This window comes from Vreelandella sulfidaeris Esulfide1, assembly GCF_054072535.1.
Genome location: NZ_CM133364.1, coordinates 3,618,751 through 3,631,529, shown reverse-complemented (window position 1 = coordinate 3,631,529; position 12,779 = coordinate 3,618,751). Strand labels below are relative to the sequence as shown.

The following is a 12,779-nucleotide window of genomic DNA, read 5'->3' as shown; positions in this document are numbered from 1 at the left end:
GGCTTATGCATAGTGCAGTCCCCAAATAATGCCCGCTTGGCGAAGCTTGGCGCGGGTTTCGTGATCGATGCCCAGCTCATCCAACACGTCGTCGGTATGCTGGCCAAGGGTGGGGCCGCCGTCGCCGATTCGCCCTGGGGTAGCGCTAAGCTTGGGCAGTACGCCGGGTACTTTAAGCGGTTTACCGTTGGGGCGTGTAAAGGTTTGAATCATTTCCCGCGCCAGGTAGTGAGGATCAAAGGCGATATCTTTCGCGGTATAGGGGTAGCCTGCGGGCACGCGGGCGTCATCCAGTGCCTGTAAAATGGCATCCCGTGGCCGCTCTTCGGTCCACCTTTGAATCGCGGTATCGATCCTATCGGCATGCTGGCTGCGTCCATCGTTATGGGCCAGGGCCGGGTCGTTGGCGAGGTCGTCACGGCCTATCACGCCCATCAAGCGCTTGAAGATACTGTCGCCATTGCCTGCAATCAGTACGTAATCACCGCCTTGGCAGCGGTAGGCGTTGGAAGGGGTGATACCAGGCAGGGCACTGCCGCTGGGTTCACGAACCTGGCCGCTGGCATCAAATTCCGGCAGCAGGCTCTCCATCATCGCAAACACCGACTCATACAGCGCGACGTCGATCTCCTGGCCCAGGCCGCTGCGGTTACGCTCTTGAAGCGCCAGCAGCGTACCGATGACGGCATAAAGTGCGGAAAGCGAGTCACCTATACTGACACCCACGCGCACCGAAGGCTCTCCCGGCTGGCCGGTGAGATAACGCAGCCCACCCATGGCTTCGCCAATCACGCCAAAACCGGGCTTATCGCGATACGGCCCTGTTTGCCCGTAGCCGGAAATATGCACCATGATCAGCCGTGGATTGAGTGCTGAAAGCACTTCCCAGCCCAACCCCCAGTTATCCAGCGTACCGGGGCGGAAATTTTCCACCACCACGTCAGCCTCGGTGGCGAGTTGGCGTACCAGGCCTTGACCCTCTTCACTGCGCATATCCAGTGCCACCGAGCGCTTGTTGCGGGTCTGCACGTGCCACCACAGCGAGGTGCCATCCTCTATCATTCGCCATTTGCGAAGTGGATCGCCGGTGCCTGGCGGTTCGATTTTGATCACATCGGCACCGAATTCCCCCAGCAGTTTGGTGGCGAAAGGCCCTGCAATCAGTTGGCCAAGCTCAAGCACTTTTAAGCCCTTTAGCGGAAGCTGGCGGGCTTCGGTAGCGTTCATCTAGGCTTTCCTCTAGTTGTCGTTATCATCATTGATGTTCAGCATGCGTGAGCCACTACAGGCCGACAATTAGGCAATCGGTAACAAAGGGTTCGTGGTTAGCGAAGGGGTGCGTTAGCATAATGCGCTTGTTTTACGGGAGTCATGTGTCATGCGCCGCTTCGATTTCGTCACTCTAAAGCTGTTTATCTCCGTGGCAGATGAGGGGCGTCTGACCGCCGCCGCTGAGCGTGAGCATTTAGCGCTCGCCGCGGTGAGCAAGCGGATCAGTGATCTAGAGGCGCTGGTAGGTACCACGCTGCTGTATCGTCGCCCGCGCGGTGTTGAGCTGACGCCCGCCGGGCAGGCATTTTTGCACCATGCTAGGCGTATTTTGGACAATATTGAGCGCCTGCATGCCGAGCTCAGTGAGTATGGCGAGGGGGTGCGAGGCCACGTGCGTATTCACTCCAATACCTCCGCGATCATCGCTTTTCTCCCTCAGGATCTCAGCGCCTTTTCCCGCCTCTATCCTGAAATAAAGATTGATCTGCAGGAACGGGTCAGTAGCGAAATCATTGCCGCCGTGCGCGATGGGTTGACCGATATCGGCATTTTCGCTGGGCACGTGCCCGCGCCAGACCTTCAGCAGCTCTCTTATCGACATGACCGTCTCGTGTTGATGACGCCCATTGATCACCCCTTGGCTGAGCGTGAAAGCATCGCTTTTAACGAAGCGCTGGCCTTCGATTTTATCGGCTTACAGCAGGATGCCTCGCTGCAATCACTGTTGAATGAACAGGCCAACCTAGCGGGTAAAGCGCTGCGTATGCGCATTCAGGTGCGCAGTTTCGATGCTATTTGCCGGATGATTCACCACGGCATGGGCGTTGGCGTACTGCCTGAGCAAACCATCTACCGTGACCTGGGCGACCTGCAGCTCAAAAGCATTCCACTCAGCGACCCGTGGGCTCAGCGCGAGTTGGTGATTGGCATGCGCCGCTACGCCTCGCTACACGTGACGGCGCGGCATCTGGTCGACCACCTCACCCAGAAAACAGATGAGCGCTAGCGGCAAAAGCCTGCACATGACTTCGCGCTTCGTGAAAGCTGTTAAATAACCAGGGTGGCACCATGCCTTAAATGGCGGCGCTGAAGCTTGCCGCTGAAGCGCGTCAACACGGCCTTTAAAGAGAGCTTTGAAGGCGGCCAGTCATTCACCTTTGGTCGTATGACCGCAAGTGCCTCGGTCAAAACGCGCGTCATGTCGGCGTTTCTAGCCATCGTATTTGACGAAGTCATCCTTCTTGAACGTCGATTTGAGCCCTTCGGCGGCTTGTTTCAAGATCAGACAAGCGACATCAGCTCTTGCCGACAGGAGCTACCCAGGCACCACACCCAACAACGACAACCGTAGAGAGTGATCCCATGCGGAAACAATTGCTTGCCACGCTGGCTACCCTAGGAATGCTAACGACGGCGCCGTTCGTCCTGGCTAACCCCATCGAAATTCAAGTCAACAACACCATGAGCGAAGGCGGCTCGGAAAGCGCCGCGGTGGAACGCTTTGCTGAATATCTAGAAGAGCAGGCCCCAGGACGCTTTGAAGTTCGCCCCTTTTTAGCGGGTTCTTTGGGCGGTGAGAATGCCGTGTTGGAGCTGCTTAATCTGGGCCAAACCCAGCTCTCCTTGACCGGTGGTAACTGGCGCCAACAGTATGCGCCTGAATATGACGCCATTACGGTGCCCTTTGTATTCACCACCTGGGACGAAGTCGACGCCTATATGGAGAGTCCTTCCGGCCAAGCGCTGGTTGAGAAAGCCGAAAGCCAGGGCGGTTTGAAGTATTTTGGTTTGCAGCACCGCGGCCCCCGCCACATGACAGCTAACAAGGAGATACACACCCCGGCGGATCTGGATGGCTTCCGCCTGCGCCTACCTTCGCTGCCGGTATGGTTGGAAGTGTGGGAGGAGATTGGTGCGCAGGTAGTCAACGTACCCGCGCCAGAGATTTATCTCGCCATGCAGACCGGCCAGGTCGATGGCCATGAAAACTCGCTCTCCTCCCCCTATACCCGGCGCCTATGGGAAGTGCAGGACTACCTGATCATGACCAGCCACGTGCAGTTCCCGTGGAGCTGGGTGGCCAGTGCTCGCTGGTGGGATGGCTTGGAAGAGGAAGATCAAGCGCTGATCGAAGAGGCCATTGAGGTGGCTCGCCAGTACGGGTCAGAGCAAGAACGCGAACTCGATGATTTCTATCTGCAAGCGCTGCAGGATGAAGGCATGACCGTCATCGAGCCGGATGTTGCACCTTTCCGCGAGGCGGCATTACCGGCTATTGATCGTGTAATGGCCGACATGGCCGAGGGCGTTCGTGAAGATGCGCTGGGTAACGACAGCGAATAACACGCATCGGAAAGCCATCGCGACGGCCCATTGGGCCGTCGTTGTTTTTCTTGTCACTTAAGCTTTCAAGATCACTAAGTTTTCAAGATCAATAGGTTTTCAAGATCAATAAGTTTTCATAAACGACCAAGAAGACGTCAGGGTAAGGAGTTCTCCTGTGGAAGACGCGGTAGCGCCCAATAAGGGGCCGGATCGAATTGCTTTCTATACGCTGCGCGGCGTTACACGCCTGTGCGATGGGGTGGGCGTGGCGCTGATGGCCGCCATTCTGCTGCTGATCGTGGCGGCCGTGATTGCCCGCGACCTGCTGGGGCTGGGAATGCCCTGGACCGAAGAAGTGGCGTCTATGCTGGCGATTTACGCGATTGGCTTCGGGTCGCTATCTGCCTGGGTACGCAGCGAGCATCTGGTGGTCGATTTGTTCAGCCATAAGCTTTCCGGGCTGGGTAAAAATATCCAGTACCGGCTCACCGCGCTGATCTCCTGCGGCTTTTTTGCACTGGCCGCCTGGGGGGCTTGGATCATGTCAGATATGAGCGCTAACAATAAAACCGTCTCGTTAAGTATCAGTTTCAGCTACCTCTATTACGGCATCTTTTTTAGCTTTGTGGGCATGGCGCTGATTGCCCTTTGGCAAACGCTGCGCGGCCCGGTGGCGTGGTTGGAAACGTCCCATGAAGAAGAGGTCTCTCAACCATGACCGAACTACTGATTTTCGTCGGTGGCCTATTAGTACTGATGGCCATTGGCATGCCCGTGGTGGTCGCCATTGGCGTGACCTCCTTTATCGCCTTGGTGGCGACCGGCACCGGCGGGCTGCCCGTTGAGTTACTCCCGCTGCGCATGGTGCAGACCCTCAATAACTTTACGCTGCTGGCGATTCCGCTGTTTATTCTGGCCGCCAATATCATGAATATTGGCTCCACCACCACGCGGATTTTTGACTTTGCCACCGCGCTGGTGGGCTTTACCAAGGGTGGCCTGGGTCATGCCAACGTGGTGGCCAGCTCCATTTTCGCCACGATGTCGGGCACTGCAGTGGCCGACGCTGCCGGGCTGGGCAGTATTGAAATCAAGGCCATGAAAGAGCGCGGCTACGAATTGGGTTACTCAACCGGTATCACTGCAGCCTCCAGCGTGATCGGGCCAATTCTGCCGCCCAGTATTGCGCTTGTGGTTTATGGCTGGCTGGCCAATGTGAGTATTGGCGGACTGTTCATGGCCGGGCTGCTGCCGGGTATCTTGATGGCGCTGCTACTAATGGGCATGACCGTATTGTTATCTGCCAGTGGCCGGGTGGTGATGCCTAAACCCACGCCTTTTGATGCCTGCGAAGTTGTCCGCACCGGCAAGCGTGCCATTCTGCCACTGATGATGCCAGCGATTATCGTTGGCGGTATCTGGGGCGGTTTTTTTACCCCGACGGAAGCCGGCGCCATTGCATCGCTTTACGCGGTGATTCTGGGCGGCTTGGTGTATCGTGACCTGAATTGGCGGGACCTCTTCAACGCCTTTCGTCGCACCCTGATGTTCAGTGCGGTCATTCTGCTGATTATCGCGGTCTCCAGCTTCTATGGCTGGATACTGGTACGCATGGGTATTCCTCAGGCGTTAGCGGGCCAGGTCGCCAGCATCGATATGCCGATGTTTGCACTCCTGCTCTGTTTTGCGCTGTTCTTCCTGCTGATCGGTTGCTTTATGTCGGTGATCGAAAGCATTCTGATTTTTACGCCGATTGTGGTGCCAGCGGCGCTCAGCGCCGGACTGGACCCGGTGCACTTCGGTATTGTGATGGTGATCACGCTATCGGTGGGGGTGATTACGCCACCGTTCGGCACGGTGTTGTTCCTGATGGTGGGCATTACCCGGCTGCGTTATGGCCAAGTGGTGACCGCGATACTGCCGTTCCTGCTGCCGATCATTGCCACCATTTTGCTGTTGATTGCCCTGCCGGGGCTGGCTACATGGCTGCCGGATATCATGGGTTATTGATCTAGCTAGTTGCCTGATGGAGAAGCCCCGCCGGGTGTTCCCGCGGGGCAGATGGGCGTTGCTGTTACTGCTTTGCAGGCAATATCCTGCCTGGATTCATCAGCCCCTTGGGGTCGAACAACGCTTTAATGCCACTGATCAGTTCCCGCTCAATAGGCGATAGCCGTGCCAGGTAAGGTGCTTGTTTGGTACGACCAATGCCGTGTTCGGCGCTGATACTGCCGTTGACGTCGTCAAGCACCTCAAACAGCCGCTCCTCCAGGTCGTGCAGGTGGGCTTTCTTATCGCTATCTGCCATGGATAGGGGCGGCAGAATATTGAAATGCAGATTGCCGTCGCCCACGTGTCCGTAGGCAATGATCTCGCACTCAGGTGACGCCGCCATAACGACGTCACTGGCCCGGCTAACGAAGTCGGGAAGCGATGAGATGGGTACCGAGATATCGGTGCGCAAATGCTCGCCGCGCCGCCGTTGGCCCTCCAGCATGCTCTCGCGGAACTGCCACAGCTGGGCCGACTGGGTGTCGCTCGACGCCAGCGCACCATCCAGCACCAGTTCACGTTCCATGCCGGTTTCCAGCAGTTGTTCCAACATTGAACCCAAATCTATCGGTCCTGTCGCCGCCACCTCCATCAGCACGTACCAGGGGTAGGCGCTATCCAATGGGTCGCTTAGCTCGGGAGTCGCTTCGATCGCCAGTTCAATGCAGCGACGAGGGATCAGCTCGAAGGCCGTCAGTAAGTCGCAACAGTCGCGTCGCGCCAAACTATATAGATCAATCACCGCCTGAACGGAGGGCAGACCCAGCAGCGCAGTGCGGTTTTGGGTAGGCCGCGGTGAAAGTTTGAGTACGGCGCCGGTGACAATGCCCAAAGTGCCTTCACTGCCCAGAAATAGCTGTTGAAGATCGTAGCCACGGTTGTCTTTATGCAATGCATTAAGGCTTTCCCAGATGCGCCCGTCGGGGAGCACCACTTCAAGGCCCAGCACCAGTTCGCGCATCATGCCGTAGCGCAGCACGTTAAGCCCACCCGCATTGGTGGCAATATTGCCGCCGATCTGGCAACTGCCCTGGGCGCCTAACGATAGCGGAAAATCGCAGTCCTGCTCAGCAGCGGCCAGCTTGACGTTCTCAAGGATACAGCCGGCGTCTACCGTCATAGTGAAATTAATCGGGTCAATGGCGCGTACGTTATTCAAGCGCTCCAGGCTAATGACCAATTCCTGGCCGTGTGCGGCGGGCAAGGCACCTGCCACCAAACCGCTGTGGCCGCCCTGAGGTGTCATTGCGACTCCGTGCTCATAGCAGCGCTTGGCAATCTCGGCGACTTCTTGCGTATTCGCTGGCCGTGCCACGGCTAGCGGCATGCCCAGCGTATCGCCTGCCCAGTCACTGGTGTAACGTGCCATGGCGTCGGGCTCACGGATGAGCCCGCGCTCACCGAGCAGGCTGGTGAGTTCATTTAAAAAGGAAATGGTGTCTGTCATTAGGCCTCTTCCTGCCAAGCAGCACCTTCCGGGAAGCGGTGCTGAACTTGGGACTCTGGGTACATGGCAATACTGTAACCCGGCGCGTCAGGGACTTGGTAGCGGCCACGGTGTATCACGACCGGGTCGATAAAGTGTTCATGAAGATGGTCGACGTATTCCAATACGCGCCCCTCAAGGCTGCCGGATACTGCAATATAGTCGAACAGGGAGATATGCTGGGTGTACTCGCATAGCCCGACGCCGCCGCCATGGGGACAAATAGGCACGCCGAATTTGGCCGCCATCAGCACCACCAAAATGACTTCATTAAGCCCGCCCAAACGCGCCGCATCGAGCTGGCAGTAGTCGATGGCATCCGCCTGGAAGAACTGCTTAAACATCACTTTGTTCTGGCAGTGCTCGCCAGTGGCGACGCCAATCGGCGCAACGCGGTGGCGAATTTCGGCGTGGCCGAGAATATCGTCAGGGCTGGTGGGCTCTTCAATCCACAGCGGATCGAACTCAGCCAGTCGGCGCATTTTGGTGATCGTCTCATCGACTTCCCACACTTGGTTGGCGTCCATCATCAGCACGTTGTCCCAGCCTATCTCTTCGCGCAACATCGCCGCACGGCGGGCATCTTCTTCGGTGTCGTCGCCAATCTTTTGCTTAAAGTGGGTCCAGCCTTCGGCAAGGGATTCCTGGGCCAACCGGCGCACTTTTTCGTCGCTATAACCCAACCAGCCTGCAGAAGTGGTGTAGGCGGGGTAGCCGTCACGACGCATTTCGGCTTCCCGGGCCGCTTTGCCGGGGGCCTGGCGGCGCAGCAGGCAAATCGCCTCTTCCGGGGTTAGCGCATCGGTGACGAAGCGGAAATCGAGGCAGCGCACCAACTGTTCGGGCGTCATATCCACCAGCAATTTCCACACCGGCTTGCCTTCGTTTTTTGCCCACATATCCCATACGGCGTTGACGATGGCGGCGGTGGCTAGGTGAATCGCGCCTTTATCGGGGCCAATCCAGCGGAGCTGGCTGTCGCCGGTCATTTCCCGCCAGAACGTGCCCATGTTGTCGGTGATAGATGTCAGCGAGCGACCCTCAATCAGTGGCACCAGCGACCGGATGGCGGTGACCACAATCTCGTTGCCGCGTCCGATCGTAAAGGTTAACCCGTGTCCCTCGGGGCTACCGTCATCGGTATGCAGGATGACGTAAGCGGCGGAGTAGTCCGGTGCGGCATTCATGGCATCCGAGCCATCCAGCGAGCGCGAGGTGGGAAAACGGATATCCTGAATATCAACTCGAGTGATTGTTGTCATTGTGCTCTCCTTGGCAGGTGGTGTGGGATAACGATTAGCGACGCGCTATATGGCGCATTAGTTCGCGAATGCCGTAGGTCCAGGGCGGCAACTGGTCGCTTCTGCCTACCCGATTGACCAAAGCGCCGAGCGCTGGCGTGGCGATGGTGACACGATCACCGAGATGGTGGGTGAAGCCCTGTCCTTTACCGTCGCGATCCTGAATGGGCGAGAACATGGTGCCGAGGAATAACATAAAACCGTCGGGATATTGATGGTGGTCGCCGATGGTCTGGTGCACCAAATCCAGCGGGTCGCGGCTGATCTCGCGCATGTCGCTTTCGCCCTGGAGCAGGAAGTTGTCATCCTCACCTTCAATGCGCAGCGATACCTGGCAGTTGCGCACGCTCTCGATGTCAAAATGGTCATCAAACAGGCGGATGAACGGGCCAAGTGAGCAGGAGGCGTTGTTATCTTTCGCCTTGCCGAGCAGTAGGGCACTACGTCCTTCCACATCGCGCAGATTAACGTCGTTGCCTAGGGTGGCGCCGCGCACTTGGCCGCGGCTGTCCACCGCTAGAACAATTTCCGGCTCGGGGTTGTTCCACTGTGAGGACGGATGCAAGCCCACCGGTGTGCCAAAGCCCACCGATGACAGCGGCTGGGCTTTGGTGAATACTTCGGCATCGGGACCGATGCCGACTTCCATATATTGTGACCAGCCGCCACGTGCCTGAAGCGCTTTTTTAAGCGACATCGCTTCGTCAGAGCCGGGCTTGATTTTGGAAAGGTCACTGCCAATCAGAGCTTGGAAATCATCACGCAGGGCGGCGGCACGAGCCGGATCGCCGCCCGCTTGCTCTTCGATCACACGCTCTAACAGGCTAACGGCAAAGGTCACCCCGCACGCCTTGATAGCCTGCACGTCGCAGGGGGCGAGCAGGTAGGGTGCCTGTGGCTGGGGCAACTGCGAGTTTGCCAGCAGTGCCTCGATACTGCCCAGGTTAGGGCCTTCTGCACGCCGTACCACCTCCTGTACATCGTCGCGTTCCAGTAGGTCAGCCATGGTTGGGCCAAAGGCGGTGATGTCGAACACCTGGCCGTTTTGCACGGTAATCAGCGCAGGCCCGGGGTGCGGGCCTTCCAGCCATACGCGGCCCACCAGTAGCGCTTTATCCAAGTCAGCGGGAAGCGTGTCCGTCAGAGAAAGTGGTTGCACGTGCGTCTCCGGTAGTCGTTCACAGTAGTTGTTAACAAATGATGTGCGGCTGGCGATTGGTGCGTCATCGCCTATCATGTTATGGATATGCTGTTGTATGACAGGTATGCCAGTTCTATGCTCACTCTAGCGCACTGCGCTATTTCGGGTCGATAGTTAAAGCGGCAAAGTCGTGCGAAGTGTTGCCTCGGGCTTCAACAACAAAAAAACGTTAAGGAGTGTTGCATGTTAGACGAGTGGAAAGGAAAGCGAGTGCTTATTACCGGTGCCAGCCGGGGGATCGGTGCGGCGGTTGCTAAACAACTGGGCGTGCTGGGCGCTCATGTGGCGGTGCACTATTACAGCAGTGAAGCGCCCGCCGAAGCGGTGGCCCAGGCCGTTCGTGATGCCGGTGGAGAGGCTTTCACTTTAAAAGCAGACGTCAGTCATTCCAATGAGGCCCGGCGGCTGGTCGATGAGGCTGCCGAACGCTTGGGCGGTTTGGATCTGCTGATCAATAACGCTGGTGACATGTTGGGGCGGGTTGGCCTCGATGCGATGGATGATGACCAGTACGACCGGGTCATGGATCTCAATGTACGTTCAGTAATTATGGCCAGCCGGGCGGCGCTACCCCATTTCCGCCGTGGGGGAGGCGGCAATATTATTCACACCACCTCAATCGCCGCACGCAACGGTGGGGGAGCAGGGGGTGGATTATACGCCTCGGCAAAAGGCTTTGTGAGTACGGTGACACGCAATATGGCCAAAGAATTGGCGGGCGATAATATACGCGTCAATGCCGTGGCGCCGGGCACCATTGCGACCGACTTCCATGTGCGGCATTCAAACGAAGCACATTTAACTGCCGCTTGTGCCTCAATACCCATGGGGCGCTTAGGTACAGCGGAGGAATGCGTCGGCGCCTATGTCTTCCTTGGCACTGATGCATTAAGTGGCTACGTCACAGGTCAGATCATTGAGGTTAACGGCGGGCAGCTAATGCCATGAAAATCTCTCACCCGACTTCTAACCAACATAAGCGCTATGAAATTGCGATCACCATGGGCGATCCTGCAGGCATCGGCCCGGAGATCATTTGTCGTGCTTTGAATGCTATGTCGGCAGCCGAGCGTGCCTCTGCGCTGGTGGTAGGAGATCCTGCTATATTCCGCCGCGCGACCGCCAGTATTGGCGCCGACCTGGCGTTTGCAGCCCTTGAGCAAGCTGAGCACGAGGAAGGCAGCGTGGCGGTTGCCGAGGTGAAAGTACCGCCGGGAGTCGAAATTCCCGATGGCCAAATCAGCGCCAGTGCCGGGGATATGGCGTTTCGCTGTGTTCAGAAAGCCGTTGAGCTGGTACAGGCGGAGCGGGCCCAGGTAATCGTCACCGCGCCGCTTAATAAAGCAGCGCTGCATGAGGCCGGACACCATTACGATGGCCATACCGGCATGCTGGCCTCGCTTACTGGCGCACCCTCATCGTTCATGTTATTGGCATCGGAAACACTCTCAACACTGCATGTCTCGACCCATGTTTCGCTGCGTGAAGCGATTGATCGCGTAACGCCTGAGCGCATTATTGCCACCGTTGAAGCGGGGCATGCGCACTTGGTCGCGCTTGGCATGCGTGAACCGCGTATCGCGGTGGCCGGGCTCAACCCGCACTGCGGCGAAGGCGGGATTTTTGGCGACGAGGATAGCCGTTGTATCGCCCCGGCAGTGGAGCGTTTGCGCGAGCGTGGCTTTGCGGTGAGCGGGCCTATCTCGGCGGATACGGTGTTTTACCGCGCCTCGCAAGGTGAGTTCGATTTAGTGATTGCCCAGTATCACGACCAAGGCCACATCCCTGTCAAGCTGATTGCCTTCGACACCACGGTGAATGTCAGTCTTGGGCTGCCGCTTCAACGTACCTCCGTGGATCATGGCACGGCCTTTGGTATCGCCTGGCAGGGTAAAGCCGACGCCACCAATATGGCGTCCGCGATTGCCTACGCACGTCGGTTAGCCAGTGGCGCTGTTTCATGAGTGGATGTCAGGTGGCGATTATTGCCGACGACCTGTCAGGAGCGCTGGATGCTACTGCACCCTTTGCTGCTCGCGGGGCAGACGCCCGAGTAGTGATCAGCCTGGAGGCATTAGTGGAGACGCTTGAAAAGTGGCAAGGGCAGTGGCCAGAGGTCATTGCCATCAATACCGAATCCCGCCACTTGCAGGCCGAGCAAGCCGCGTTGCGGGTAAGCGAAGCGGCTCGGCTGTTGACGCAAGCGGCCCCGAGACAATGGTTCAAGAAGGTCGATTCGACCCTGCGTGGCCAGGTCATTGCCGAGTGCCGGGCGTTGCGTAAAGCGGTTGGTTTACCCTTGCTACTGGCACCTGCGGTGCCGGCTCAGGGAAGGGTCGTTTGCAACGCGGAGGTGTGGGTCGAGGGACATCGGCTGGCTGAAACGGACTACCAGCAGGATGCTCGCTCAGCGCCAATGATAGCTCCTATTGATCAAGCTTTTGCCGCCAACGGCTTGCCCCTGCAGCGCTATCGGCCAGGGCAGATAACACCGCTTCCCAGCGCAGACTGCATCGCCGATGCCGAAAGGGACGTGGAGCTCGCGGCAATTTATGGCCTCCTCAATACCGGCAGTAGCCGTGCCATGGCCGGTGCGGCGGGGCTGGCGGCAGCTATTGCTCAAGGCTGCTTCGGACCTACCGGTGCGCCGTTTCGCTCACTTCTCAGTGTTAATAAAGTGCTCTATGGGGTGGGATCGAGAAGTTCTCGCGCTGCAGAACAGCTCCAGCAGTTACGCCAATGCGCACCCGATTTAGCCGTTATAGAAGCGTGTGCCGATAAACCCTACGGAACCCACGCGTTAAGTGCCTGTGTGGTCGTGCCAGGCTGCCATGAAACAGAGCGAACGGCGAGTGAGGTGGCTGACGCGATGGCCGCCCAGGTGGCGTTGATTACTACTACTTGGAAGAAGCACGAGGAGAGTTTGCTGTTTTTAACCGGTGGGGATATCGCTATGGCGGTGCTCTCTCAGCTAGGCGCGAGTTATATCTGCGTTGAAACAGAGTGGTCGTCTGGGGTGGCGCTGGGGTATGTGAACGGTGACAAGCGACAGCGCGTGATGACCAAAGCGGGAGGCTTTGGCGACCCTCAACTGCTAGTGCGTCTGCATCAGCAGGCAAAGCTAACGGCTGGAAGTGAATAA

12 protein-coding genes are annotated in these 12,779 nt (G+C 57.8%); 8 read left to right on the top strand and 4 right to left on the bottom strand.

Annotation, left to right across the window (positions count from 1 at the left end):
- Positions 1 to 3: 3 nt before the first annotated feature.
- Positions 4 to 1,227, bottom strand: coding sequence for a CaiB/BaiF CoA transferase family protein (locus ACW44H_RS16900; protein WP_457505699.1), 1,224 nt, complete (start codon positions 1,225 to 1,227; stop codon positions 4 to 6).
- A 151-nt stretch (positions 1,228 to 1,378) separates the two neighbouring features.
- Between ACW44H_RS16900 and ACW44H_RS16895 the strand changes: the two genes are divergently transcribed.
- The 5 genes from ACW44H_RS16895 to ACW44H_RS16875 all read left to right on the top strand — a co-directional run bounded on the left by ACW44H_RS16895 (position 1,379) and on the right by ACW44H_RS16875 (position 5,607).
- Positions 1,379 to 2,278: a LysR family transcriptional regulator gene (locus tag ACW44H_RS16895; protein WP_457505698.1), complete on the top strand. Its 900-nt coding sequence runs from the start codon at positions 1,379 to 1,381 to the stop codon at positions 2,276 to 2,278.
- 87 nt (positions 2,279 to 2,365) lie between these two features.
- Positions 2,366 to 2,623: a hypothetical protein gene (locus tag ACW44H_RS16890; RefSeq protein WP_457505697.1), complete on the top strand. Its 258-nt coding sequence runs from the start codon at positions 2,366 to 2,368 to the stop codon at positions 2,621 to 2,623.
- Positions 2,624 to 2,634: 11 nt separating this feature from the next.
- The gene (locus ACW44H_RS16885; protein WP_457505696.1) at positions 2,635 to 3,615 is read left to right on the top strand and encodes a TRAP transporter substrate-binding protein; all 981 of its coding nucleotides are present in this window, start codon (positions 2,635 to 2,637) and stop codon (positions 3,613 to 3,615) included.
- A 157-nt stretch (positions 3,616 to 3,772) separates the two neighbouring features.
- Positions 3,773 to 4,315 carry a TRAP transporter small permease gene (locus tag ACW44H_RS16880; protein ID WP_457505695.1) on the top strand — a complete coding sequence of 181 codons (543 nt, stop codon included), beginning with the start codon at positions 3,773 to 3,775 and terminating at the stop codon, positions 4,313 to 4,315.
- Positions 4,312 to 5,607, top strand: a complete 1,296-nt coding sequence (locus ACW44H_RS16875; RefSeq protein WP_457505694.1) for a TRAP transporter large permease — start codon at positions 4,312 to 4,314, stop codon at positions 5,605 to 5,607. Before ACW44H_RS16880 ends, ACW44H_RS16875 begins: the two co-directional genes overlap by 4 nt.
- A gap of 64 nt (positions 5,608 to 5,671) precedes the next feature.
- Here the strand turns inward: ACW44H_RS16875 and ACW44H_RS16870 are convergent, their stop codons facing one another.
- Genes ACW44H_RS16870 through ACW44H_RS16860 form a run of 3 tightly spaced genes read right to left on the bottom strand, consistent with a single transcriptional unit; the run spans position 5,672 to position 9,595 of the window.
- Positions 5,672 to 7,096: an FAD-binding oxidoreductase gene (locus ACW44H_RS16870; RefSeq protein WP_457505693.1), complete on the bottom strand. Its 1,425-nt coding sequence runs from the start codon at positions 7,094 to 7,096 to the stop codon at positions 5,672 to 5,674.
- Positions 7,096 to 8,397 carry an L-fuconate dehydratase gene (locus ACW44H_RS16865; RefSeq protein WP_457505692.1) on the bottom strand — a complete coding sequence of 434 codons (1,302 nt, stop codon included), beginning with the start codon at positions 8,395 to 8,397 and terminating at the stop codon, positions 7,096 to 7,098. Before ACW44H_RS16865 ends, ACW44H_RS16870 begins: the two co-directional genes overlap by 1 nt.
- A 34-nt stretch (positions 8,398 to 8,431) precedes the next feature.
- The gene (locus ACW44H_RS16860; RefSeq protein WP_457505691.1) at positions 8,432 to 9,595 is read right to left on the bottom strand and encodes a fumarylacetoacetate hydrolase family protein; all 1,164 of its coding nucleotides are present in this window, start codon (positions 9,593 to 9,595) and stop codon (positions 8,432 to 8,434) included.
- Positions 9,596 to 9,820: 225 nt separating this feature from the next.
- Between ACW44H_RS16860 and ACW44H_RS16855 the strand changes: the two genes are divergently transcribed.
- The 3 genes from ACW44H_RS16855 to ACW44H_RS16845 are packed head-to-tail and all read left to right on the top strand — an operon-like array spanning position 9,821 to position 12,779.
- Entirely contained in the window at positions 9,821 to 10,585 is a 765-nt protein-coding gene (locus ACW44H_RS16855) for an SDR family NAD(P)-dependent oxidoreductase (protein WP_457505690.1), read from the top strand.
- A complete protein-coding gene (gene pdxA / locus ACW44H_RS16850) occupies positions 10,582 to 11,601 on the top strand; it encodes a 4-hydroxythreonine-4-phosphate dehydrogenase PdxA (RefSeq protein ID WP_457505689.1) in 1,020 nt (339 codons plus the stop codon). Before ACW44H_RS16855 ends, pdxA begins: the two co-directional genes overlap by 4 nt.
- Positions 11,598 to 12,779: a four-carbon acid sugar kinase family protein gene (locus tag ACW44H_RS16845; RefSeq protein WP_457505687.1), complete on the top strand. Its 1,182-nt coding sequence runs from the start codon at positions 11,598 to 11,600 to the stop codon at positions 12,777 to 12,779. The genes pdxA and ACW44H_RS16845 overlap by 4 nt, the downstream gene beginning before the upstream one ends.

Bases quoted from the DNA above. Each gene is read 5' to 3' on its own strand.
- ACW44H_RS16900 (WP_457505699.1), bottom strand. From the start codon at position 1,227: ATGAACGCTACCGAAGCCCGCCAGCTTCCGCTAAAGGGCTTAAAAGTG.
- ACW44H_RS16895 (WP_457505698.1), top strand. From the start codon at position 1,379: ATGCGCCGCTTCGATTTCGTCACTCTAAAGCTGTTTATCTCCGTGGCA.
- ACW44H_RS16885 (WP_457505696.1), top strand. From the start codon at position 2,635: ATGCGGAAACAATTGCTTGCCACGCTGGCTACCCTAGGAATGCTAACG.
- ACW44H_RS16875 (WP_457505694.1), top strand. From the start codon at position 4,312: ATGACCGAACTACTGATTTTCGTCGGTGGCCTATTAGTACTGATGGCC.
- ACW44H_RS16870 (WP_457505693.1), bottom strand. From the start codon at position 7,096: ATGACAGACACCATTTCCTTTTTAAATGAACTCACCAGCCTGCTCGGT.
- ACW44H_RS16865 (WP_457505692.1), bottom strand. From the start codon at position 8,397: ATGACAACAATCACTCGAGTTGATATTCAGGATATCCGTTTTCCCACC.
- ACW44H_RS16855 (WP_457505690.1), top strand. From the start codon at position 9,821: ATGTTAGACGAGTGGAAAGGAAAGCGAGTGCTTATTACCGGTGCCAGC.
- pdxA (WP_457505689.1), top strand. From the start codon at position 10,582: ATGAAAATCTCTCACCCGACTTCTAACCAACATAAGCGCTATGAAATT.
- ACW44H_RS16845 (WP_457505687.1), top strand. From the start codon at position 11,598: ATGAGTGGATGTCAGGTGGCGATTATTGCCGACGACCTGTCAGGAGCG.